Here is a 22,342-nt window from a genome sequence, read left to right on the forward strand (position 1 = left end):
CCGGCCAATCGCCGCCGAGACTGGAGCGCTGAGGCTCGGCGCAGCGAAATGACGCACGGCTGGCGCGGCCGTCCGGTGAACCATTTGGCCGTCAGGCGGTTAGCCCGTCCTGGACACAGGGATGAGGGCTGGAATGAACACCCACGAGATTTCCGGGGCGGTGGCGCGACCGCTGCACAGGCTGTTGCTGGCGTTTCCGATCGCCCTGTTCACCATCGCCCTGTTCACCGACATCGCCTATCTTCGGACGGCCGAGATGCAGTGGTCGAACTTTTCGGCCTGGCTGATCGCGGGCGCTCTGGTGTTCGGCGGCGTGGCGGGGGTCTTCTCCATCGTCGATCTGGTTCTGTCGCTGCGCCGTGGCCGGTCGAACTGGCTGATGGTCCATGTGGCGACCCTGGCTCTGGCCTGGGTCCTCGGGTTGGTGAACGCCTTCAAGCACAGCCAGGACGCCTGGAGTTCGGTCGGCGCCTTCGGCCTGACCCTGTCCCTTCTCTGCACGCTGCTGGTCCTGATCGCCGGCTGGACCGCCTATGCCTCGCGGGAGATCGTCCGATGAACAAGAACCTTCTCGCCGCCAGCGCCGCCACCCTGGCCATGGCCCTGACCGTCGCCTCCTGCGGCAGGACCAGCGATCCCAAGCTGAACCAGACCGGCGCCGCGCCGGACCTGCCCAGGATTCACGAGACCCTGACGCCGACGCTGAAGATCAGTCCGCCGGCCGGCTGGAACGGCGAGACGCCGACGGCGCCGCAGGGCTTCGCCATCTCCGTCTTCGCCACCGACCTGAAGATTCCGCGCCAGATGCTGGTTCTGCCCAATGGCGACGTGCTGGTCGCCGAGGGGCGGGGCGGCGGCGCGCCGGCCGTGCGGCCCAAGGACGTGATCGCCGGCGTCATCAAGAAGCGGGGCAACACCCAGATCGAAGGCGGGAACCGCATCACCCTGCTGCGCGACGCCGACAACGACGGCGTGCCGGAACTGCGCACCGTTCTGGTCGACAATCTGAATGCGCCCTACGGCCTGGCCTGGGTCGACGGCTATCTTTACGTCGCCGAACAGGACGCCCTGGTCCGCTTCCCGTTCCAGCCGGGCCAGACCGGCATCGCTGCGCCGTCCGAGCGGGTGACGGACCTGCCGTCGCGCCTGAACCACCACTGGACCAAGGCCATGACGGCCAGCGCCGACGGGACCAAGCTCTATGTCGGCATCGGCTCGAACTCCAACGTCGGCGAGCGCGGGATGGCGGTCGAGGAGGAGCGGGCCGTGGTGTGGGAGATCGACCGGGCGACCGGGGCGCGGCGCACCATCGCAACCGGCATCCGCAACCCCACCGCGCTGGCTATCGAGCCTGGCACGAGCCTGCTTTGGTCGGTGGTCAACGAGCGCGACGAACTGGGTCCGCAACTGGTCCCGGACTATCTGACCCAGGTGCGGGACGGCGCCTTCTACGGCTGGCCGTACAGCTATTGGGGTCAGAACCTGGACCCGCGCGTGACGCCGCAGAAGCCGGATCTAGTGGCGCGTGCGGTCAAGCCGGACTATGCGCTGGGCTCGCACGTCGCGGCCCTGGGCCTGGACTTCGCCCGCAATGGCGGTTTCGGCGGCGCGTTCGCCAACGGGGCCTTCATCGGCATGCACGGCAGCTGGAACCGTCAGGATCCGTCCGGCTACAAGGTCGTGTTCGTGCCGTTCAGCAATGGCCGTCCCGCGGGTCGGCCGGTCGATTTCGCCACGGGCTTCCTGAAGGACGGCAAGGCGCGGGGGCGCCCGGTGGGCGTGTCGTTCGATCCGAACAAGCGCATCCTGCTGGTCGCCGACGACCTGTCCAACACCGTCTGGCGCATCGCGCCTCAGGGCTAGTCAGTCGCGCGGGACGAGGCGCAGGGACGGCCTCTTGGCCGCCTGCGCCGCCTGCGCCGCCGCGCGTCGGCGACGCAGGCGGCGGTCGGCGCGGGCGATCTCGCCCAGCGTCTGGTCCGGCGAGCGGCGGAAGGTGTGACGCAGCTGTTCGATGCGTCCGGGCGCCCAGGCGGCGGATACGCCCGCCGAGCCGGCCAGGAAGTCGACGATGGAGACGCTGCGTCCCGTCAGGGCCTGCAACAGTTCGGCGGCGAAGGCGGCGGCCACGACGAACAGGGCCAGGTCGTCGCGTCTCTGGCGCGGGGCGATCAGGAACAGGCCGCTGGCCACGCCATAGAAGGCGACCGCATGGGCGGCCTTGTCATCCAGGCCGAACATCTGCTCCAGCCCCTGGAACGGCCCCAGCATCAAGATCGCCATGCCCAGGCTGGCGGCGACGAAGATCAGGCGGGCGGCCATGACGATCTGGCGCGGCGTGAACATTTGGCGGCGTTCCTGAAGTCGATCCTGCTCCATCGTGCACGCCCCGAACCAAGACGAGGTGAAGCGACGTGCTGAACGCTTTGCGAACGCCTCGACCCCGAAATCTTCAGCGCAGCACCGACCAGTCCAGGGCGTGGACGCGGTCGCGGCCCAGGGCGGCGGCCAGGGGCGGGGCGGCGAACAGGCCGGCGATGGCCGGATCGCGCACGTTCAGCCCGCCGGTGAAGGCGCCGAACGCCGGCAGGACGATGCGGCCCCCGTCGGTGACGAAACAGGGCCGGCGCACCCCCCGGCCATAGGCGGCGACGCGGGCGGCCGGATGCAGATGGCCCGCCACCTCGCCCCGGCGGTCGTCGTCGGCCGACAGGGCCCCCGGCTCGTGCGTCAGGCGCAGCGCGCCCAGGGTCATGTCGCCGACGATCCGGCCGGGCAGCCGGCCGATGCTCCGCGCATCCCGGTTCAGGGCCTCGCGGTCGTGATTGCCCTCCAGCCACAGCCAGTCGCGCCCGGCGGCCAGCCGATCCAGCCGCATCCGGTCGTCCGCCGCCATGCGCGGCACGGCCTTGGCGTCGTGGAAACTGTCGCCCAGCAACACGACCAGGGACGGGGCCAGATCCTCGATCTCGGCCTCCAGCCGATCCAGGGTCGCGCGGCTGTCGTAGGGGGGCAGCATCTGGCCGCGCGCGGCGAAGGCCGAGCCCTTTTCAAGGTGCAGGTCGGCGACGATCAGGGCGCCGTGGGCCGGGACCCACATCGCCCCCGAACAGCGCAGCACGCAGGCCTCGCCCGCGATCCGCACGCTCAACGCGCCGCAGGTCCGGCGCGCGGGGGCCAGGGTCCGGCGCAGGGCGGCGTTCATGCCCGGCCGCCAGCGTGCGTGTCCGGTTCGTCGTCGTCCATCACCTCGGCGATCAGCATTTCGGCGCTTTCGTCCAGGATCATCTCGGCGGCGTCCCCGCCCACCCGCTCGCGCCCGATCTGGACCAGCACAGGCACGCAGAAGGGCGAGGGCCGGGCCAGGGGCTGGTGGCGGATGCGCCCTTGGATCCGCGTCAGCATCTGCCCCAGGCGCGCCACGTCCAACAGGCCGCGCGCCGCATCGGCGCGCGCGGTCTTCAGCAGCAGGTGATCGGGTTGGTGGCGGCGCAGCACGTCGTAGATCAGGTCGGTGGAAAACGTCACCTGCCGGCCGGTCTTCTCGGCGCCGGGCTGGCGGCGCTCGATCAAGCCCGAGATCAGGGCGCAATTGCGGAAGGACCGCTTCATCATGAAGCTTTCCTCCAGCCAGGCCTCCAGATCGTCGCCCAGCATGTCGGGCTGGAACAGGGCGTCCAGGTCGATCCTGTCCATCGGTCGAATCGACCATATGGCCAGCGAATAGTCGGTGACGACGAACCCCAACGGCCCGACGCCCATCCGATCCAGCCGCCGCGTCAGCAGCATGCACAGGGTGGTGTGCGCCAGATTGCCCTCGAACGGATAGGCGACCAGGAAATGGCGGCTGCCGCGCGGAAAGGTCTCGACCAGCATGGATTCGGCCTCGGGAATGGCCGAGCGCGTCTCCTGAAGCTCCAGCCACTCCTGGACGTCCGGCGGCAGGACGCGCCAGTGATCGCGGTCCTGCACCATGGCCCGGACCCGGTCGGCCAGCGAGGTGGACAGCGGGAATTTCGACCCGCCCCAGGAGGGGATCTTGGGCTCCTTGTCGTTCGCGTGAGTCACCAGGGCGTCGGTCCCCACGATGCCCTGAAAGGCCCAGACCTGGCCGGCGAACAGGAAGGTGTCGCCGGGTGTCAGCTGCTCGAAATACCATTCCTCGGCCTCGCCCACCTTGCGGCCGCCGATCAGCTGGCGCGACGTTGCGCCCCGGCGGCTGGCGACCCGCACGTTCAGGGTGCCCGCCGAAACGATCGCGCCGACGTTCATCCGGTGGCGCTGGGCGATGTGCTGGTTTCTGACCTTCCAGCGGCCGTCGGGCATGCGCACGATCCGGGCGAAGCGGTCATAGGTCCTAAGCGCGTATCCGCCGGTGGCGACGAAATCGACCACCTCCTCGAACTGCTCCCAGGTCAGGTCGCGATAGGGGCCGCAGCCGACGATCTCGTCGTACAGGGCCGGCATGTCGAACGGCTCCGAACAGGCCACGCCCATGACGTGCTGAGCCAGCGCATCCAGAGCGCCGATGTGGACCGGCTCCCAGTCGAAGGCGTTGGCGGCCACGGCTTCGCGCGCCGCCTGGCACTCCAGCATCTCGAACCGGCTGGCGGGCACCAGAAGCGCGCGCGACGGTTCGTCCAGCCGGTGGTTGGCGCGGCCGATCCGCTGGACCAGGCGGCTCGATCCCTTCGGCGCCGCCATCTGGATCACCAGGTCCACGTCGCCCCAGTCGATGCCCAGATCCAGCGTCGAGGTGCAGACCACGGCCCGCAGGTCGCCGCGCGCCATCGCCGCCTCGATCTTGCGCCGCTGCTCCGCCGCCAGCGAGCCGTGGTGCAGGCCGATGGGCAGATTGTCGTCGTTGATCGCCCACAGTTGCTGGAACACGAACTCCGACTGCCAGCGGGTGTTGACGAAGATCAGGGCCAGGGTCGATCGCTGGATGGCGGCGTAGACCTCCGGGATGGCGTGCCGGCCGGTGTGGCCCGCCCAGGGAACCTGACCCTCGGAGATCAGAACATCGACCACCGCCGGCGCGCCGGGATCGCCCCGGACCAGCGTGACGGCGTCAAGCTTTCCTCCGCGCGGCGCCAGCCACGCCCGGATCAAATCGGGGTCCTCGATGGTCGCGCTCAGCCCCACCCGCCGCATCCCGGGCGCGAATTGCTGCAATCGCCCCAGCCCCAGCGACAGCAGATCGCCGCGCTTGCCGCTCCAGATCGCGTGGACCTCGTCCAGCACCACGCATTTCAGGTCTGCGAAATAGGCCCGCGCCCCTTCCCAGGCGCAGAACAGGGCCAGCTGTTCGGGCGTGGTCAGCAGGATGTCGGGCGGAAAATCGCGCTGCCGCTGGCGCTTGGATGGCTTGGTGTCGCCCGTGCGCGTCTCGACATGGATGTTCAGCCCGATCTCGCGGATCGGCGTCGTCAGATTGCGCTCGACGTCGGTGGTCAACGCCTTCAGCGGCGACAGATAAAGCGTGTGAATCCCAGATCCCGGCCCGATCGCCGGCTTGGGCCCACGCTCCGCCAGATCGATCAGACTAGGCAGGAACCCCGCCAGCGTCTTGCCCCCGCCGGTCGGCGCCACCAGCAGGGCGTGCGATCCCGCCTCGCCCGCCGCGACCATCTCCAGCTGATGCCGCCGAGGCGACCAGCCGCGCCCCGCGAACCAGTCGGCGAATAGCGGAGGAAGCGTTCTCACGCGCTCCACGGCGACAGCAGGCGACAGCCCGAATGCTCGAAATGGCGCAGGTTGCGTGTGACCAGCGTCAGACCATGAACATGGGCGGTCGCAGCGATCAATTCGTCGATCAACCCGACCGTGATCCCGTTCCGTTTGTAATGCTCAGCCAAAACGGCCCACCGTTCTCCGACTGCGAGGTCTACGGCGAGAAGGCGGTCGTTGTAGTCTTCGACCATCTCCGTGATCCGCTTTTCGATAACCTCGCGTCTCGAACCGGGCGCTAGTTTCAGGGCGCCGCGACGCATCTCGGCCAAGGATAGAACACTGACATATAGGGTGTCGTCGAGGTCTTCCGGCGGCGAGACGACCGTGTCGAGCCAGTCGAGAAAACCTTCATCTGGACGGGATTTCAGCGTTTCGCTGATCGCATTGGTGTCGAGAAGATACTTCAAAAAGAGAAGTCTCGGCTGGGGCGGGGATCGCGCTCGATCTCAACGTCGTCAAGCCGTGGACCTGTCAGAAGCCATTCCTTGAAACTGGGCTTTCTTTCGCTCAATCGCCTGAACTCGGCCTCGGCGACCAAGGTCACGCGGCCGTGGCCGGCGACGTCCACCGTCTGGGGCCCTTCGGCCTCGATCTTGGCGGCCATGGCGGCTAGCCAATCCGTGGGATCAATCGGCTTGTTCACGGCGATCTCCTTGTTCTCTCGACGTATAGAGCCATAACGCGCTCGAAACCAGATGTTCCCGTTCCGTTTCGCTGGGCGGCTCGCTATATTCACGGCGTGTCCGACGAATCCGTCATCGCCGAAATCTCGACGCCTAGGACCGTCACAGGTGCCGAGCCCTGGGCGGACTTGCCGCCGGCGCTCGCCACGCCGCCCGGCGCCGGGGCGGTGTGCGACGATCAGGGCGCCCGGAAGATCGGGCGGGGTGCGGCCGAGGGGTTCTTCAGCTCCGGGCCGGCGATGGTGGCGCATGCCTCGCTGACCGCGCGGCGGCTGGGGCTGACGCCGCCGCCGCGGTCGCCCGATCTGATGGATGTGCTGGAACTGTACGCCTTCGTGCGGCCGGCGCGGTTCTGCGCGCCGTCGCCGACCGGGCTGGCCCTGTCGCTGGGCCTGGCCGAGCCGAAGTCGGCGGAGGCGCAGGCGGCGGCGCTGCGCGAGGCGGCGGGTCTGCTGCTGCGCGAATTGGCCGAGCCCGCCTATCCAGAGCGCGAGGCGGCCTATGTCCTGGGCCTGACGATGCAGCGCGCCGGCTGGGCCTGGGGCGAGCGAGTGGCCCAGGCGCTGGAGGCCGGCGGCGTGCGCGCGCGCCAGCATCGCGGGTCGGGCCTGGACGTCTGGTCGCGCCTGACCGAATGGGAGGACGAGGCGCCGCGCGGCGAGGCGGGCTCGGCGCCGGTCGATTCGGAATCCGCGCGCATCCGGCTGGAAAAACTGCTCCAGGCCTCGGGCCTGGACGAGACCCGCCCGACCCAGTCCGACTACGCCGCCGAGGCCGCCTTCGCCTTTTCGCCCCGCAACGAGGAGGGGCGGCCGCGCGTCCTGCTGGCCGAGGCGGGGACCGGCACGGGCAAGACCCTGGGCTATCTGGCGCCCGCCTCCCTGTGGGCCGAGCGGAACCAGGGGGCGGCGTGGATTTCGACCTACACCCGCGCCCTGCAGCGCCAGATCGACCGCGAAAGCCATTCGCTGTGGCCCGATCCGGCCGAGCGCAAGAAGAAGGCGGTGATCCGAAAGGGGCGCGAGAACTATCTGTGCGTCCTGAACCTGCAGGATATGGTGCAGGCGGCCCAGTTGGGAAACGGCGACCTGATCGGCCTGGCCCTGGCCGGGCGCTGGGCGCTTCACACGCGCGACGGCGACATGACCGGGGGCGATTTTCCCGGCTGGCTGCCCGGCCTGTTCGCCCTGCCGGCGGCCCATGCGGCGGGGGCGGCCAATCTGGTGGATCGGCGGGGCGAGTGCGTGCACGCCGCCTGTCCGCACTACCGCACCTGTTTCGTCGAAAAGACCATCCGCGCCAGCCGCCGGGCCGATCTGGTCATCGCCAACCACGCCTTGGTCCTGACCCAGGCGGCGTTCGATGGGGCGCGCTCGGCGCGGGGCCAGCGGTCGGACGGGGAGACGGCGGCGCTGAAGCGCATCGTCTTCGACGAGGGCCACCATCTGTTCGACGCCGCCGACAGCGCCTTTTCCGCCTGCCTGTCGGGCCAGGAGGCGGCCGAGCTGCGTCGCTGGATCAGAGGGCCGGAGGGGCGGGGCCGTCGCGGACGCGGGCTGGAGCAGCGGCTGGGCGACATGGTCAACGACAACGAGGCGGCGCTGAAAGCGCTTCAGGACGCCATCCGCGCCGCCGCCGCCCTGCCGGGCGAGGGCGTGTCGGGCCGGGTCGCCCCGGCGTCGGGCGAGGTCAATCCCATCGGGCCGATCGAGGCCTTCCTGGCCGCCGCCCTGGACCAGCTGCGCGCCCGCACGGCCGAAACCAGCACATATGGCGGGCCCGAGTTCGGCATGGAGTGCGCCCTGAAGCCCGTGACCGATCCGGTTGCCGAGACCGCCCGCGCGGCGGCTCAGGCCCTGGCCGCCATCGAGGCGCCCTTGCTGGCCCTGTCGCGCCATCTGGAAGACATTCTCGACGACGAGGCGGCCGAACTGGACGGGTCGCAACGGTCGCGGATCGAGGGGGCCTTGCGCGGTCTGGACCGGCGGGCGCGGATGACCCTGCCGGGCTGGCGGTCGATGCTGGCGGCGCTGGAGGACGGGGGCGATCAGCCGGACCCCGACTTCGTCGACTGGCTGTCGGCCGAGACGGCGTTCGGCCGCATCCACGATGTCGCGTTGCGCCGCCACTGGATCGACCCGACCGTGCCGCTGGAGGCCGCGGTGATCGCGCCGTCGCACGGCGTGCTGGTGACGTCCGCCACCCTGTCCGACCCGTTGCAGGAGGATCCGTTCGACCTGGCGCGGCTGCGAACCGGATCGGCGCGGCTGATCGAGCCGCCGCGCACCCTGAAGGTCGAAAGCCCGTTCGACTATGCGGCCAACAGCCGGGTCGTCGTCGTCAACGACCTGACGAAGGACGATCCGCGCCAGACGGCGGCGGCGATGCGCGAACTGTTCCTGGCGGCGGGCGGCGGAGGGCTGGGCCTGTTCACCGCCATCCGCCGGCTGAAGGCGGTCTATGAACGGTTGGGGCCGGACCTGGCCAAGGCAGGTCTGCCGCTCTACGCCCAGCACGTCGATCCGCTGGAGGTCGGGGCGCTGGTCGACATGTTCCGGGTCGAGGAGAACGCCTGCCTTCTGGGCACCGACGCCGTGCGCGACGGGGTGGACGTGCCGGGGCGGTCCCTTCGCGTCCTCGCTTTCGACCGCGTGCCGTGGCCGCGCCCGGACCTGCTGCACAAGGCCCGGCGCGAACGGCTGGGCGGCCAATTCTCGCAAGGCAAAGGCTATGACGACGCCCTGGCCCGCGCCCGCATCGCCCAGGCGTTCGGACGGCTGATCCGGCGCGGCGACGACAAGGGGGTCTTTCTGATGCTGGACGCCGCCACCCCCACCCGCCTCTTCGCCAGCCTGCCGCCGGGTACCGAGGTGCAGCGCATGGGTCTGGCCGATGCTGTGGAACTGACCCGCAAATTCCTGAACCCCCATCCAGGCTGAGCGATGTCCAAGACCACCCCCGCCACCGTCGCCCTGATCCGCGCCGGGATTTCCTTCGACCTGCACCCCTACGACTACGATCCCGACGCGCCGCGCGCGGGCTTGCAGGCGGCCGAGGCGCTGGGCTGCGACCCGGAGCAGGTGTTCAAGACCCTGATGACCCTGGTCGACGGCGCGCCGGCCTGCGTGGTGGTTCCTTCCGACCGCGAGGTCGGCATGAAGAAGCTGGCGGCCGTCTTCGCCGGCAAGTCGGCCCAGATGATGAAACCCGCCGACGCCGAGCGCCTGACCGGCTTCAAGGTCGGCGGCGTCAGTCCGTTCGGCCAGAGGAAGGCCGTCAGGACCGCCCTCGACGAGACGGCGATCCTGTTCGACCGCATCCTGATCAACGCCGGCCAGCGCGGCCTGCTGCTGGAGATCGCGCCCGAGGATGCGCGGCGGGCGACGGGCGCCGTATTGGCCGACCTGACCGCCTAGAAACCCGTCCTTCCCCTGCGGTATAGGACGGTGAACACCGGAGCCTGCATGACCCGAACCCAGCCCCCGCGACACGGCCGAGCGGGCCTCTATGCGCCCTTCGTCCTGGTGCTGATCGTCCTGGCGGGCTGGACCGGCTGGTGGTTCTATCTGACGCGCCAGATCGACGCCCGCCTGGAGACCCAGGTCCAGGCCCTGCGCCAGGGCGGCTGGACCGTGCGCTATGACGACAAGACGATCACGGGCTGGCCCTTCCGCACCCATGTCGTTCTGGATCGGCTGGTCGTGGGCATGCCGTCGGGCCACGCCCTGGCCGCGCCGGAACTGACCGCCGAGGCCAACGCCTATCAGCCGACGAAATGGGTGGTCGTGGCGCCGCAGGGACTGGTCCTGACGCGCGCCGGCAAGGGCGAGGTGGCGGTCAAGGGCGACGCCATCCGCATGAGCGCCAGCGGCGTCGACCAACGCTGGCCCAATCTGGCGCTGGAGATGGTCAATCCGGTCTTCACGACCCAGACGGGCGCCGAGCCCTTTCCCATCGCCCGCGCCGAACGCATCGAAATCTACGCCCGCCCGCATCTGGAGGGCTCCGTCGCGCCGGCCGACGACGTCGATGTGATGTTCCGTCTGGTCGGCGGCCAGGGCCGGGCCGACGGGCCGGTGGAAGGCTTCGCGCAGGACGGCTATCTGACCACCCAGATCGAGGCCGTGATCGGCCAGGCCGGTCTGCTGAAGACCGGCGGGGACGCCGGCGGGGTCTTTTCCGCCTGGACCAAGGGAGGCGGCGCCTTTCGCGACGTGCGCGGCGATCTTCAGGCCGGCGACAGCCGCGCGACCCTGACCAGCGACCTGTTGAAGGCCGACGCCGACGGTCGTCTGACGGGCCAGGTGGCGCTTCAGGCGCAGAAGCCGCTGCCGGCCCTGTCGGGCCTGATGGCCACGCGCCAGGGGGCGGTGAACCGGATCGGCGCGGCGGGGGCGGCTGCGGCGGCCGGCGCGGCTCAGGCGACGGGGCAGGAGCAGCTTCCGCTGACGCTGGTGTTCCGCGACGGGCGGACCTGGCTGGGGCCCTTCCCCCTGGCCCCGGCGCCGAAGCTGTTCTGATGACCCTTTTGGACGAACCGCAGATGGACCACGATCTGCTGGCGCTGGACCGTGCGGTGGCCCAGGCCGTGGCGGCGCGGCTCGCCGCCGGGCCGCGCGATCGCCTGGACGCCGCCGCCATCGCCCTGCGCTCGCTGCTGGACGGACTAACCCCGGCCCAGGTCGGGGTGATCAAGACGGTCTGGGGACGGCTGGAGGCGGCGACCGGCCCGGCCCTGGTCGCCAGCGGCGGGGTGGCCCAGGCCCTGGCCACGGATCGGTTCGGCCTGGGCGTGCGCCCCTTGTCGGCCGAGGAGGCGCTGAAAGCGGCGGACGCCGGATCGCGCGCGGTGATCGACCTGACGCCGGATCGGCCCTGGTGGGGGCGGCTTCTGGCGCGGCCGGACCTTCGGATCGTCGCCGCCCTGCCCGACGACCGGCGCGGCCGGCCCCAGGCCTTCGTCGTGGCCAGGGACGCCTCCGGTCCGACCGGCGACGACCGCAGCTTCTGGGTCACGGACAGCGGCTGGTCGGAGGGCAAGATCGTCGACGCCCTGGGCCAGGCCGGGCTGGCCGCGGACCTCCTGGCGGCGGCGGGCGGCTTGAAGCTGTTCGTGCTGACGGGCTATGTGCAGGCCGACGACGGGCGGCTGAAGAGCGCGCCCGGCCGTCTGAACGGCGTCATCGGCGCCGCCCCCATCTTCTGAGATCAAGGCTTTCCATGACCGACGCGACCGCTCCTCACGGCCCTGTGGCGAAGCCCGGCATCCTCGACATCGCCCCCTATGTCGGCGGCAAGTCGTCCATCGCCGGCGTGGCCGAGCCGATGAAGCTGTCCTCCAACGAGAACATGCTGGGCGCGGGCGAAAAGGCGCGCGCGGCCTATGAGGCGGCGGTCAGGAACATCCACGTCTATCCCGACGGCCGCGCGGCCAAACTGCGCGCCGCGGTCGCCGAGACCCACGGCCTGGAGCCCGAGCGGCTGATCTTCGGCAATGGCTCGGACGAGGTCTTCGCCCTGCTGAACCAGACCTATCTGACGGCCGGCGACAACATCGTCTGCGGCCAGTACGGCTTCCTGGCCTACCGGATCAGCGCCAAGGCCTGCGAGGCCGAGGTCAAGCTGGCGCCCGAGCCGAACTTCAAGGCCGAGGTCGACGCCCTCCTGGCCCAGGTCGATGAGCGGACCCGGATCGTCTATGTCTCCAATCCGTCCAACCCGACCGGCAGCTACAACACCGGCGAGGAAATCCGCCGCCTGCACGCCGCCCTGCCCGCCCATGTCGTCCTGGTGATCGACGAGGCCTATGCGGAATATGTGACCGAGGCCGACTGGGAGACCGCCTTCCCCCTGGCGCACGACGCCGCGAACATCGTCGTGACCCGCACCTTCTCCAAGATCCACGGCCTGGGGGGCCTGCGCATCGGGTTCGGCTATGCGCCCGTCGCGGTCGCCGAGGCCGTCGACCGCATCCGCCTGCCGTTCAACGTCTCCGTTCCGGGCCTGGAGGCGGCGGCGGCGGCCCTGTCCGACACGGCCCACCAGGCGGCGTCGCGCGACCTGGTCGCGACCTGGAAGCCGCGCCTGACCCAGGCCCTTCGCGGCTTCGGCTTCGAGGTCCTGCCCAGCGCCGGCAACTTCGTCCTGGTGGTGTTCGAGGGGCCGGAAGAGGCGACCGCCGCCAACGACTATCTGAACCTGAAGGGCGTCATCGTGCGCCCCGTCGGCGGCTACGGCCTGCCCCAGGCCCTGCGCATCACCATCGGCACCGAAGACCAGAACCGTGCCGTCATCGACGCCCTGAGCGAATTCGCGGCGGGATAGGCCGCGACCCGGCCGCGCCCCGTCAGGCGGCGTCAGTCCGGCACATTGGCGTCCAGTTCGTCCAGCCATGCCCGCGCCGCACCGTCCGAGGGCGCGCGCCAGTCGCCGCGCGGCGACAGCGAGCCGCCCGTGACCACCTTGGGCCCGTTGGGCAGGGCCGAGCGCTTGAACTGGGCCGTCTGGAAGAAGCGGATCAGGAACTTCCGCAACCAGGCCTTGATGGTCGCCAGGTCGTATTCGACCTTCTCGTCCTCGGGGGTGTTCTCGGGCCATTCGCCCGCGCCGGCGTCGCCCCAGGCCTGGTGCGCCAGATAGGCGACCTTGGACGGCTTCAGCCCGAACCGGCTGATGTAGAACAGGAAGAAGTCGTTCAGCGCATAGGGGCCGACCGTCCCCTCGGTCGACTGGATCGCGCCGTCCTTGGCGGGCACCAGTTCGGGCGAGATCTCGGTGTTCAATATGGCGTGCAGCGTGGGCGTCGCCGCCGCCCCGACCAGTTCGCGCGACGCCACCCAGCGGATCAGGTGGCGGATCAGCGTCTTGGCCACTCCGCCGTTGACGTTGTAGTGGCTCATGTGGTCGCCCACGCCATAGGTGGCCCAGCCCAGCGCCAGTTCCGACAGGTCGCCGGTGCCCAGGACGAAGGCCCTGTTCTGGTTGGCCAGGCGGAACAGATAGTCGGTCCTCAGCCCCGCCTGCACGTTCTCGAAGGTGATGTCGTGCACGGGCTGACCGTCCGCGAACGGATGGCCGATATCGCGCAGCATCTGTTCGGCGGCGGGCCGGATGTCGATCTCGGCTCCCGTCGTCCCCAGGGCCTTCATCAGCGCCCAGGCGTTGGACTTGGTCCCCTCCGACGTGGCGAAGCCCGGCATGGTGAACCCCAGGATATTGGTCCGCGGCAGGCCCAGCCGGTCGAAGGCCCGGCACGCGACCAGAAGGGCCTGGGTGGAATCCAGCCCCCCCGACACGCCGATCACCAGCCGTTCGCCGTTCGTGGCCCGCATCCGCCGCATCAGGCCCTGCACCTGGATGTTGAAGGCCTCGTAGCAATCCTGGTCCAGCCGCGCCGGCTGGTCGGGCACGAAGGGGAAGCGATCCAGCGGCCGGATCAGCTCGCTCTCGGTCTGGTCCGCGCGCGCCAGGAAGGGCACGACCGTCGCCGTCTCGCCCTCGTTGCGCGCGCATTCGGCGAAGGTGCCGTTCCTCAGCCGGTCCAGGCCGATCCGGTCCACGTCCACGTCGGCGATCGTCAGATGGCCGTCCAGGGCGAACCGCTGTCCCTGCGCCAGGGCCGCGCCCAGTTCATGGATGGTGGCCTGGCCGTCCCAGGCCAGGTCGGTGGTGCTCTCGCCCCAGCCCGCGGCGGTGAAGACATAGGCCGACAGGGTCCGGGCGGAATGGCTGGCGCTCAGCATGGCCCGCTCGTCGGCCTTGCCGATGACGATGTTGGACGCCGACAGGTTCAGCAGAATCCGCGCGCCCGCCAGGGCCGCGCGGGTCGAGGGGGGCAGCGGCGCCCAATAGTCCTCGCAGATTTCGACCGAGAAGACGAAGCCCGGCCGGTTCGCCGCCTCGAACACCAGGCCCGGCGCGAAATCGACCGTCTCGCCGTTCAGCCGGATCACGTCCTCGGCGCGGGCGGTCGCCGGGGCGAACCAGCGCTTCTCATAGTATTCGCGATAGTTGGGCAGATAGGTCTTGGGGACCACGCCCAGAACCTCGCCCCCGCCCATCACCACGGCGCAGTTGAACAGGGCGTCGCCGCTGCGGATCGGCGCCCCGACCACGGCGATCAGATCGTGCTCGCCCGTCGCCTCGGCCAGGACCGGGATCTGGCGTTCCACCTCGTCCAGCAGGGCCGCCTGCATGTGCAGGTCGTCGATGGCGTAGGCCGACAGCGACAGTTCGGGAAAGACCATCAGGTCCACGCCCTGTTCGCCCGCCTGACGGATCAGGGCCAGATGCTCCTGCGCATTCGCCTTGGGGTCAGCCACATGAACCACCGGCGTCGCCGCCGCCACGCGCACGAAGCCGTGCGTCTTGGGCGAGAAAAAGGGAAGTGGCTCGGCCATGGCATCGTCCGCATCATCCGGCCTGCGCCGGTCGTCGGCCTTCATATAGGCGCGAAAGACCAAGGGACGGAATCCCTCCTTCGCGCCTGTATCCTTCGTCATCCTCCAGCGCGCCGCGACCAGGGGGATGGCGAAAGATCAGATCAGCCTCAGCCCGCACAATGACGCTGGTCCCGTCCCAAGGATTTCAACGCCTTGCCGATTTCTTTCGTCCGCTTCCTGCCCGCCCCTCCCCGGCGCCCCATACTGTCGCGCGCACGACCGCACGCAGCGGGGGTGGGGGGAGAACCGATTTCACACCATTCACACTATTCGGACTCAGTTTTCCCGACAGGCGTCGTCTCTTTTTCCGACGGGCGTCCGTGGCGCGGCGGCGACGCATCGGGCCGTCGGCCGGCGATTTCACACTATTCACACCATTCAGACTCTCTTTTTCCGGCCAGGCTCGAAATTCCGTCCGCGCGCCCCGGTCGATCTGTCCGCCTGCGGTCCTTGCGAATGCGGATGACGTCCGCCTTCGCCCCGGCTAAAGCCATCTGATGAACGACACGCCGAAAAAGGGCTGGTTCCAGCGCCTGTCCGCTGGGCTTTCCCGCTCTTCAAAGCAGATGACCGACCAGGTCGTCGCCACCTTCGTCAAGGAACCCCTGTCCGAGGCTTCGCTCGAACAGCTGGAGGAGCATCTGCTGGAAAGCGATCTGGGGCCGGCCGCCTCGGCCCGGATCGTCCAGCGGTTTCGCGGCCTGAAGTTCGGCAAGGATGCCCAGGAACGCGAGGTCAAGGAGGCGCTGGCCGAGGCGGTTGCGGCCGAGCTTTCGCCGCGCCAGGCGACCTTCGATCCGCTGAACGGCCCCAAACCCTATGTCGTGCTGTTCGTGGGGGTGAACGGCTCGGGCAAGACCACGACGCTCGGCAAGATCGCCGCCGACCTGACGGGCAAGGGCGCCAAGGTGATGGTCGTGGCCGGCGACACCTTCCGCGCCGCCGCCCGCGAGCAGCTGAAGGTCTGGGCCGAACGGGCCGGCGCCCATTTCGAAAGCCGTCGCGACGGCGCGGACGCCGCCGGCCTGGCCTTCGACGCCTATCAGAAGGCCAGGGCCGAGGGCTTCGACGTGGTGCTGATCGACACGGCCGGGCGTTTGCAGAACAAGTCCGCCCTGATGGACGAACTGCTCAAGATCGTGCGGGTGCTGAAGAAGATCGACCCCGAGGCGCCGCACGACACCCTTCTGGTGCTGGACGCCACGGTGGGGCGCAACGCCCTGGCCCAGGAGCAGATTTTCGGCCGCACCGCCTTCGTCACCGGCGTCGTCATGACCAAGCTGGACGGCACCGCCCGCGGCGGCGTCCTGGTTCCGGTGGCCCAGGCGTCCGACGCCCCGCTGATGCTGATCGGCGTGGGCGAGGGAGTGGAGGACCTGCAACCGTTCGACGCCCGCGCCTTCTCGCGCTCGCTGGTGGGGCTGGAGGACTGAGATGACCGACGCCGCCCCCGCGCCCGCCCCCCGGAAGAACCGCCAGTGGATCCGCCAGGCCGTCGACTTCGGCGCCCTGGCGGCCTTCATGGTCAGCTATTTCGTCACCCGGGACATGATCCTGGCGACCTGGGTGCTGGTCGGCGCCTCGGCGCTGGCCCTGGTGGTCGGCTATGCGGTCGAGCGGCGCTTCGCCCCCCTGCCGCTGATCACCGGCCTGTTCGCCCTGGTGTTCGGCCTTCTGACCATCTTCACCCACGACGACCTGTTCGTGAAGCTGAAGCTGACGGTCCAGAACGGCCTGCTGGCCGTGGTGCTGCTGGGGTCGATCCCGCTGAAGAAGTATCCGTTCAAGGCCCTTCTGGGCTCGGCGATCCGGGTCAACGACGCGGCCTGGCGCACCCTGACCCTGCGCTACGGCCTGTATTTCCTGACCGTCGCCGTGCTGAACGAAGTGTTCCGCAGTCCCCAGGCCGTGACCGCGATCTGGCACGCCTTGGGGCGCGACACGCCCAATCCCAACGACGTCTGGACCGGGTTTCGGGGCGTTCTGTGGATCGCCGCCTCCGTCTTCGGCCTGTCGCAGGTGCCGCTGATCATGAGGAACATGATCAAGGAAGAGCCGCCGGGGCCGATCTCCCCCGATCCAGGCCTGTAGATCGGCAAGCGGAACTGTCACGGAAACGACGCGCTTTTCCCGTCAAATCGTAAAGCTGGGCTGATACGTGTTCGGACGAAACTGAAGGGGAGCGGTTCGATGGTGAAGCCTGGCAAGTCGGCGCGCAAGGTGGGGCCGCTGGGTACGTCGCCCAGCCATCTGATGCACCGCGCCCTTCAGCTCGCGCTCGATATCTACGCCGAGGAGACCGGCGCCGACGGCCTGACCCAGCGTCAGTTCGCGGTCCTGGAGGCGGTGTCCCTGAAGGCCGGCCTGACCCAGACCGAACTGGTCCGCATGACCGGCATCGACCGCTCGACCCTGGCCGACCTGGTCGCCCGCATGACCGCCAAGGGGCTGTTGGAGCGCGAGCGTTCGACGGTGGACGCCCGCGCCAAGGCGGTTCGCCTGTCCCCGGAGGGCGCCGCCCGCCTGGAGGCCGCCCGCCCCCGGGTGGAGGCGGCCGACAAGCGGATCATGGGCCTGCTGCCCAAGAGCCAGCGCGACGCCTTCCTGTCTCAGCTGGCCGAACTGGCCGCCGCCGCCGACGCCGCCCCCGACGCCGCCAGGGCCGAGGCCAAGGCCGCTAAAAAAGCCCTGAAAGCCGCCGAGAAAGAGACCCGCAAGGCCGAAAAGGCCGCCCGAAAGGCCGAACGCCCGGCCAAGCCCGTCAAGATCAAGAAGCCCAAGCTGAAGGTGGTGGAGACGGTCTAGCTCGGCCGATAGCGGGAACCCGCTAGGTCGTCTTGCGCAGCCTTTTGGCGTTGGCCGTGGCTGTTTGGTGGATCGGCGCCACCGTCTCGGCCTGGGCCGTAAGCAAGGCGTCGTTCAGCGTCAGGGCCTGGCGTGCGGCCCGGCTGCACCAGCCCATCGCATAGGTGAACTGGGCCTCCGCCGCCTGGGCCGGGGTGCGCGACTGGCCGATGGCGGCGGCGGCGTGCAGCGCATGGGCGCCCTCGTCCATCGCCGCCCGGCCCAGCCGCCGGCCGATGGCCTCGGCGTTGGCGAGGGCCGCCCCGGCCGAGGCGGCCAGGGCCTCGGCCTTTTCCGAACCCATCAGCGACAGTTCCTTCAGGTCCGGTCCCCTGGCGCCGGCCAGGCTGTGCGCGATCCGGCCGGTGCGGACGGCGATCACCTCGGCGGAGGCCGCCAGCAGTTCGGCGCCGACCACGGCGGCGTCCGCGACCGTGGGGGGCCGCCGGCTCAGGACGCGATCTCCGGTCGGGCTTCGGCGGCGAAGGCCGCGACGTCGCTCAGCAGGGCGGGGATCGCCGCATCGATGATTTGCTGACCCTTCTCGGGGCTGGCCTGGGCCGGGTCCGAGCCGATCCGGCCGTCGGGGAAGCGTGCGCGATAGTCCAGGGCGTCGCGGATCGGGCCGCTGGGCGCGATCCGGGGGCTGTAGTCGGCCGTCTTGATCCGCTCTGGATAGGCGGCCTGCGTCACCGCGATCTCGGAAGGGGTGGCGTGCATGCCGTGGCCGGTCGGAAACAGCCGGTTGCACAGGCCGTTGACGCCGGACAGGTCCCACCAGTTCCTCAGCTTCAGGATGAAGGGCGGGCTGTCCTCGACGAAGCTCCACTCGGCGTAGATCTCCGAGATCGTCGCCTCGATGGTCGCGACGTTGCCGCCGTGACCGTTCAGGAAATAGATCCGCTCGAACCCGTGTCGGCTCAAGGACGACACCCAGTCCGTGATCGCGGCCATGAAGGTCGAGGGGCGCAGAGAGATGGTGCCGGGAAAGGCCAGGTGATGCTGGGCCATGCCGATGTTGAAGGTCGGCGCCACGATCAGGTTGGCGTCGGTCTTCTCGGCCGCATGGGCGATGATCTCCGGGCACAGCCAGTCGGTGCCCAGAAGGCCGGTCGGTCCGTGCTGTTCGTTGGAGCCGATGGGCACGACCACGGTCCTGGACAACGGCCCGCCGTCGTTCAGGCGGGCGTCGATCTCGGGCCAGGAGGACAGGTGGATCAGCATGGAGACGCTCGCAATCTACAGGACGGCGGGAGGTCTAGCGCGCCCGGCTCAGGAAGTCTCGCACGGCGGCGGGACGGGCGCATGGGCCGCGACGAAGATGCGGGCCGCCTCCCTGGCGCGCGCCGCGCGCTTGTCGGGCGCCAGTTGCGGCACGTCCAGCATGGCCCGCAGATGGGCGTGGCCCAGCACCAGGCCCGAGAACATCTCTGCCGCCTGTTCGGGGTCGGAGACCGCCAGCCGCCCCAGCCGCGTCTGTTCCGCCAGCCACAGGGCCATTTCGCGCAGGCTGCGGCGCGGTCCGGCCTCATAGATCGCGTGGGCGATCTCGGGCGCCTCGGTCGAGATCAGGGCCACCCCGCGCATGGAGCCGACCTTGTCGGCGCTGCACACCCGGTTCAGCAGGGTCAGGGCCAGAGCCTCCAGCACCGTCTGCGGATCGCCCGCCGCGCGCAGGGGCGCGACGATGTCCTCCACCCTCTTGCTCGCCAGGGCCTGGGCGATGTCCAGCTTGGAGGCGAAGCGGTTGTAGACCGTCTGCTTGGACACCCCGGCCAGTTTGGCGATCTCGTCCATCTTGGCCTGCAGCCCCTTGTCGGCGAACAGGGCGGCGGCGGCGTCCAGGATCGCCTCGCTCTTTCGTTCATCCACCTGACCGCGGCGGCGCGCCATCAGTGGGCGTCCGTGGGCGGGGCGCCGGCCTGGGCCCGGACCGGCTGGGCCATCAGGGTCACGAAGGCCGCGCCGGCGCACAATATCCCCAACAGGGCGAAGGCGTCGCCGAAGGCCATCGTCGTCGCCTGTTTCTGCAACAGGCCATAGATGGCCTTCATGGCCGAGGCGGCCGGATCGATGGAGCCGGAGAACCGCTGGGCCATGCCGGCCATCATCTGGCGCATCGCCTGATCGCCCTGACCGATGGCGCTGGTCAGTTCGCTCATGTGCAGGGCGGTGTTGGAGGTCAGGCTGGTGTTCAGGATCGCCAGGCCGAAGGCCCCCCCGACGTTGCGCGCCAGATTGACCAGGCCCGAAGCGTTCTTGACCATGTGCGGCGGCAAGGTGGCCATCGTCACCTGCTGGGAGGCGATCATGGCCAGCATCACGCCCACGCCGCGGAAGGCCTGGACCGAGGCGAACTCCCAGAAGCCCCAGTTCTCCGTGACCAGGCGGGCCTCCCACATGCCCCAGGCGCACATCATGAAGCCGCCGAACATCAGAACCCGCGCGTCCAGCTTTCGCACCAGCCGCCCGGCGAAGGGGCCGGTGGCGAACATGGCCAGACCCGAGACGACCATGGTGGTGCCGACCTCGGCCGAGGAATAGCCCAGCACCCGGCCCAGGAAGAGCGGCAGCAGGAAGGTGCCGCCGAACAGGGCGAAACCGACGATGAAGGTCATGATGAAACCGACCAGGAAGTTGCGGTTTCCAAAGGCCCGAAGTTCCACGATCGGCTGGCGATAGGTCAGGGAACGCCAGACGAAGATCGGCCCGGCGACGACGGCGACGACGGTCAGCAGCAGGATGTGGGTGTCGTCGAACCAGTCGTTCTTGGCGCCTTCCTCCAGCACGAACTGCATCGACATCAGAAAGGCCGCCATCAGACCCAGCCCCCACCAGTCGAACCCCTTGGCCAGGGACGGGTCGCCCTTGTCGAAGTTTCCGTAGCGTCCGACCAGGAACAGCACGATCAGCCCCGGCCCGACGTTGATGAAGAACAGCCAGCGCCAGCTCAGCCATTCGGTCAGGTGCCCGCCCAGGGTCGGGCCGACGGTCGGCGCCAAGGTGACGATCAGTCCCATGACCACGCTGGCCGTGACCCGCTTGTCCGGCGGAAAGGCTGTGAAGGCGACGGCGAAGACGGTCGGGATCATGGCCCCGCCGACGAAGCCCTGGATGGCCCGGAACAGGATCATCATGTCGATCGACGACGACAGGCCCGTGGCGATGCTCATCAGCACGAAACCGGCGCACGAGGCCAGGAACAGCCGCTGGGTGCCCCACAGCCGCGACAGGAAGCCCGACAGGGGGATCATCACCACCTCGGGGATCAGATAGGCGGTCTGAATCCAGCTGATCTCGTCGGCCGAGGCGCCGACCCCGGCCTGGATCTGGGGCAGGGAGGCGGCGACGATCTGGATGTCCAGAATGGCCATGAACTGGCCCACCACCATGCCGGCGAAACCCAGCAGCAGCATGGTCCAGTTGATCTCGGGATGGCCGGCGACGGGCCCCCCGCCCGCAGCGGGAACCGCGGCGGGGTTGGCGGCGTTCACTGGCCTGCGGCTCCGTTCGCGCCGTTCGCGGCTCCGGTCGAGGCTTCGGCGAAGCTCTGACCGCCCTGGCTCTTCAGGTCGATCTTGACGTCGACCGACAGGCCCGGCCGCAGGGCAAGGTTGCGATCCGCCCCGCTGACCACGATCCGCACCGGCACGCGCTGGGTGATCTTGGTGAAGTTGCCGGTGGCGTTCTCGACCGGGATCAGGGCGAACTCCGAGCCGGTGGCGGGGGCGAAACTGTCGACGCGGCCTTCGATCTTGCGGCCGGGGAAGGCGTCGGCGGAAATCTCGACCGCCTGGCCCAGGCGCACCTTGTCCAGCTGCGTCTCCTTGAAGTTGGCGACGATATAGGTGTGGCTCAGGGGCACGATGGACAGCAGCTGCGTTCCGGCGTTGACGAACTGGCCGGGGCGCACGCTGCGGGCGCCGACCACGCCGGCCACGGGCGCCCGGATCACGGTGCGGTCCAGGGCGATGCGGGCCTGATCGACCACGGCGCGGGCCTGTTCAACGGCCGCGACGCTCTGCTGGCGGGTCGAGCCCAGCACGCCGGCGGTGCGCTGTTCGGCGACCAGGGCGGCCTGGGCCTGTTCGACGCTGGCGGCGGCGGTGGCCGCGCTGGCCCGCTCGGTCTGGATGCGTTGCTGGGAGACCCAGCCCTGCTCGGCCAGCTTGCCGTAGCGGTCGACCTCGGCGCGGGCCAGGCCGGCCTGGGCGTGGGCCTGGCTGACGGCGGCGGCGCGGGCGGCGATGGTGGCCTTTTCCTGTTCGGCCTGGGCGTCGACATGGCCGACGGCGGCGATGGCGGCCGCCAGATTGGCCTCGGCCTGGGCCAGCTGGGCCTTTTCGTCGGAATCGTCCAGCTTGACCAGGATTTGCCCGGCCTCGACCCGCTGATTGTCGCCGACCAGAACCTCGGTCACGCGGCCCGACAGTTGCGGGCTGACCAGGGTGGTGTCGGCCTGGACGAAGGCGTTGTCGGTGCTCTCCCAACGCTGGCCGTTCAGCCACCAGATCGCCCCGCCGACGATCAGCGCCAGGCCGACGATCCCCGCCGCGATCAGCGGCAGGCGTTTCTTGAGTTCAGGCGACATGACGAAATCCGCAAAGGGTGCGACCAATTGAAGCGGCGCTAAAATGGACT

General features: G+C 69.6%; 21 protein-coding genes. 10 read left to right on the forward strand and 11 right to left on the reverse strand.

The features are described from left to right. Positions 1-133: 133 nt before the first annotated feature. Positions 134-559: a DUF2231 domain-containing protein gene (locus AC0L6G_RS09960; RefSeq protein WP_473252070.1), complete on the forward strand. Its 426-nt coding sequence runs from the start codon at positions 134-136 to the stop codon at positions 557-559. Further along, positions 556-1,863 carry a PQQ-dependent sugar dehydrogenase gene (locus AC0L6G_RS09965; protein WP_473252071.1) on the forward strand — a complete coding sequence of 436 codons (1,308 nt, stop codon included), beginning with the start codon at positions 556-558 and terminating at the stop codon, positions 1,861-1,863. The genes AC0L6G_RS09960 and AC0L6G_RS09965 overlap by 4 nt, the downstream gene beginning before the upstream one ends. Here the strand turns inward: AC0L6G_RS09965 and AC0L6G_RS09970 are convergent, their stop codons facing one another. The 5 genes from AC0L6G_RS09970 to AC0L6G_RS09990 form a co-directional block, all read right to left on the reverse strand. Beyond that, a complete protein-coding gene (locus AC0L6G_RS09970; protein WP_473252072.1) occupies positions 1,864-2,346 on the reverse strand; it encodes a hypothetical protein in 483 nt (160 codons plus the stop codon). A gap of 106 nt (positions 2,347-2,452) precedes the next feature. Beyond that, complete coding sequence (pdeM, locus tag AC0L6G_RS09975) at positions 2,453-3,205, reverse strand: ligase-associated DNA damage response endonuclease PdeM (RefSeq protein WP_473252073.1); 753 nt, start codon at positions 3,203-3,205, stop codon at positions 2,453-2,455. After that, positions 3,202-5,715, reverse strand: a complete 2,514-nt coding sequence (locus AC0L6G_RS09980; protein ID WP_473252074.1) for a ligase-associated DNA damage response DEXH box helicase — start codon at positions 5,713-5,715, stop codon at positions 3,202-3,204. Before AC0L6G_RS09980 ends, pdeM begins: the two co-directional genes overlap by 4 nt. Then, positions 5,703-6,140: a type II toxin-antitoxin system VapC family toxin gene (locus AC0L6G_RS09985; protein WP_291539834.1), complete on the reverse strand. Its 438-nt coding sequence runs from the start codon at positions 6,138-6,140 to the stop codon at positions 5,703-5,705. Before AC0L6G_RS09985 ends, AC0L6G_RS09980 begins: the two co-directional genes overlap by 13 nt. Beyond that, complete coding sequence (locus AC0L6G_RS09990) at positions 6,137-6,376, reverse strand: hypothetical protein (RefSeq protein ID WP_291539832.1); 240 nt, start codon at positions 6,374-6,376, stop codon at positions 6,137-6,139. Before AC0L6G_RS09990 ends, AC0L6G_RS09985 begins: the two co-directional genes overlap by 4 nt. A gap of 96 nt (positions 6,377-6,472) precedes the next feature. On the opposite strand from AC0L6G_RS09990, the gene AC0L6G_RS09995 reads away from it, so the two are divergent. The 5 genes from AC0L6G_RS09995 to hisC are packed head-to-tail and all read left to right on the forward strand — an operon-like array spanning position 6,473 to position 12,740. Beyond that, positions 6,473-9,355, forward strand: coding sequence for an ATP-dependent DNA helicase (locus tag AC0L6G_RS09995; protein ID WP_473252075.1), 2,883 nt, complete (start codon positions 6,473-6,475; stop codon positions 9,353-9,355). A gap of 3 nt (positions 9,356-9,358) precedes the next feature. Next, positions 9,359-9,832 (forward strand): Cys-tRNA(Pro) deacylase, encoded by a 474-nt coding sequence (gene ybaK, locus AC0L6G_RS10000; RefSeq protein WP_473252076.1) that lies wholly within the window; start codon positions 9,359-9,361, stop codon positions 9,830-9,832. A 48-nt stretch (positions 9,833-9,880) separates the two neighbouring features. Next, positions 9,881-10,936, forward strand: coding sequence for a DUF2125 domain-containing protein (locus AC0L6G_RS10005; protein ID WP_473252077.1), 1,056 nt, complete (start codon positions 9,881-9,883; stop codon positions 10,934-10,936). Further along, positions 10,936-11,622, forward strand: coding sequence for a hypothetical protein (locus AC0L6G_RS10010; protein ID WP_293825928.1), 687 nt, complete (start codon positions 10,936-10,938; stop codon positions 11,620-11,622). Before AC0L6G_RS10005 ends, AC0L6G_RS10010 begins: the two co-directional genes overlap by 1 nt. 14 nt (positions 11,623-11,636) lie before the next feature. Next, positions 11,637-12,740 (forward strand): histidinol-phosphate transaminase, encoded by a 1,104-nt coding sequence (gene hisC, locus AC0L6G_RS10015; RefSeq protein ID WP_473252078.1) that lies wholly within the window; start codon positions 11,637-11,639, stop codon positions 12,738-12,740. Positions 12,741-12,772: 32 nt separating this feature from the next. Here the strand turns inward: hisC and AC0L6G_RS10020 are convergent, their stop codons facing one another. Then, positions 12,773-14,815, reverse strand: coding sequence for an NAD(+) synthase (locus tag AC0L6G_RS10020; RefSeq protein WP_473252079.1), 2,043 nt, complete (start codon positions 14,813-14,815; stop codon positions 12,773-12,775). A gap of 539 nt (positions 14,816-15,354) precedes the next feature. Between AC0L6G_RS10020 and ftsY the strand changes: the two genes are divergently transcribed. The 3 genes from ftsY to AC0L6G_RS10035 all read left to right on the forward strand — a co-directional run bounded on the left by ftsY (position 15,355) and on the right by AC0L6G_RS10035 (position 17,662). Beyond that, positions 15,355-16,290 carry a signal recognition particle-docking protein FtsY gene (ftsY, locus tag AC0L6G_RS10025; protein ID WP_473252080.1) on the forward strand — a complete coding sequence of 312 codons (936 nt, stop codon included), beginning with the start codon at positions 15,355-15,357 and terminating at the stop codon, positions 16,288-16,290. 1 nt (position 16,291) lies between these two features. Next, the gene (locus AC0L6G_RS10030) at positions 16,292-16,948 is read left to right on the forward strand and encodes an inner membrane-spanning protein YciB (protein ID WP_473252081.1); all 657 of its coding nucleotides are present in this window, start codon (positions 16,292-16,294) and stop codon (positions 16,946-16,948) included. Between the two features lie 99 nt (positions 16,949-17,047). After that, positions 17,048-17,662 carry a MarR family winged helix-turn-helix transcriptional regulator gene (locus tag AC0L6G_RS10035; RefSeq protein ID WP_473252082.1) on the forward strand — a complete coding sequence of 205 codons (615 nt, stop codon included), beginning with the start codon at positions 17,048-17,050 and terminating at the stop codon, positions 17,660-17,662. A gap of 22 nt (positions 17,663-17,684) precedes the next feature. Here the strand turns inward: AC0L6G_RS10035 and AC0L6G_RS10040 are convergent, their stop codons facing one another. Genes AC0L6G_RS10040 through AC0L6G_RS10060 form a run of 5 tightly spaced genes read right to left on the reverse strand, consistent with a single transcriptional unit; the run spans position 17,685 to position 22,292 of the window. After that, positions 17,685-18,119, reverse strand: a complete 435-nt coding sequence (locus tag AC0L6G_RS10040; RefSeq protein WP_473252083.1) for a phasin family protein — start codon at positions 18,117-18,119, stop codon at positions 17,685-17,687. Positions 18,120-18,151: 32 nt separating this feature from the next. Then, the gene (locus AC0L6G_RS10045) at positions 18,152-18,925 is read right to left on the reverse strand and encodes a creatininase family protein (RefSeq protein WP_473252084.1); all 774 of its coding nucleotides are present in this window, start codon (positions 18,923-18,925) and stop codon (positions 18,152-18,154) included. Between the two features lie 48 nt (positions 18,926-18,973). Next, a complete protein-coding gene (locus AC0L6G_RS10050) occupies positions 18,974-19,594 on the reverse strand; it encodes a TetR/AcrR family transcriptional regulator C-terminal domain-containing protein (RefSeq protein ID WP_473252085.1) in 621 nt (206 codons plus the stop codon). Continuing rightward, positions 19,594-21,195 carry a DHA2 family efflux MFS transporter permease subunit gene (locus AC0L6G_RS10055; protein ID WP_473252086.1) on the reverse strand — a complete coding sequence of 534 codons (1,602 nt, stop codon included), beginning with the start codon at positions 21,193-21,195 and terminating at the stop codon, positions 19,594-19,596. Before AC0L6G_RS10055 ends, AC0L6G_RS10050 begins: the two co-directional genes overlap by 1 nt. Next, on the reverse strand, positions 21,192-22,292 hold the full coding sequence (locus AC0L6G_RS10060) for an HlyD family secretion protein (protein WP_473252087.1): 1,101 nt from the start codon (positions 22,290-22,292) through the stop codon (positions 21,192-21,194). Before AC0L6G_RS10060 ends, AC0L6G_RS10055 begins: the two co-directional genes overlap by 4 nt. Positions 22,293-22,342 lie beyond the last annotated feature (50 nt).

The sequence above is a fragment of the Brevundimonas sp. D3-1P genome, assembly GCF_055809335.1.

Excerpts from the sequence above, each read along its gene's own strand:
- pdeM (WP_473252073.1), bottom strand. The coding sequence starts at position 3,205 with ATGAACGCCGCCCTGCGCCGGACCCTGGCCCCCGCGCGCCGGACCTGC.
- AC0L6G_RS10020 (WP_473252079.1), bottom strand. The coding sequence starts at position 14,815 with ATGGCCGAGCCACTTCCCTTTTTCTCGCCCAAGACGCACGGCTTCGTG.
- ybaK (WP_473252076.1), top strand. The coding sequence starts at position 9,359 with ATGTCCAAGACCACCCCCGCCACCGTCGCCCTGATCCGCGCCGGGATT.
- AC0L6G_RS10030 (WP_473252081.1), top strand. The coding sequence starts at position 16,292 with ATGACCGACGCCGCCCCCGCGCCCGCCCCCCGGAAGAACCGCCAGTGG.
- hisC (WP_473252078.1), top strand. The coding sequence starts at position 11,637 with ATGACCGACGCGACCGCTCCTCACGGCCCTGTGGCGAAGCCCGGCATC.
- AC0L6G_RS09965 (WP_473252071.1), top strand. The coding sequence starts at position 556 with ATGAACAAGAACCTTCTCGCCGCCAGCGCCGCCACCCTGGCCATGGCC.
- AC0L6G_RS10010 (WP_293825928.1), top strand. The coding sequence starts at position 10,936 with ATGACCCTTTTGGACGAACCGCAGATGGACCACGATCTGCTGGCGCTG.
- AC0L6G_RS09960 (WP_473252070.1), top strand. The coding sequence starts at position 134 with ATGAACACCCACGAGATTTCCGGGGCGGTGGCGCGACCGCTGCACAGG.
- AC0L6G_RS10035 (WP_473252082.1), top strand. The coding sequence starts at position 17,048 with ATGGTGAAGCCTGGCAAGTCGGCGCGCAAGGTGGGGCCGCTGGGTACG.
- ftsY (WP_473252080.1), top strand. The coding sequence starts at position 15,355 with ATGAACGACACGCCGAAAAAGGGCTGGTTCCAGCGCCTGTCCGCTGGG.
- AC0L6G_RS10045 (WP_473252084.1), bottom strand. The coding sequence starts at position 18,925 with ATGCTGATCCACCTGTCCTCCTGGCCCGAGATCGACGCCCGCCTGAAC.
- AC0L6G_RS10060 (WP_473252087.1), bottom strand. The coding sequence starts at position 22,292 with ATGTCGCCTGAACTCAAGAAACGCCTGCCGCTGATCGCGGCGGGGATC.
- AC0L6G_RS09970 (WP_473252072.1), bottom strand. The coding sequence starts at position 2,346 with ATGTTCACGCCGCGCCAGATCGTCATGGCCGCCCGCCTGATCTTCGTC.
- AC0L6G_RS10005 (WP_473252077.1), top strand. The coding sequence starts at position 9,881 with ATGACCCGAACCCAGCCCCCGCGACACGGCCGAGCGGGCCTCTATGCG.
- AC0L6G_RS10050 (WP_473252085.1), bottom strand. The coding sequence starts at position 19,594 with ATGGCGCGCCGCCGCGGTCAGGTGGATGAACGAAAGAGCGAGGCGATC.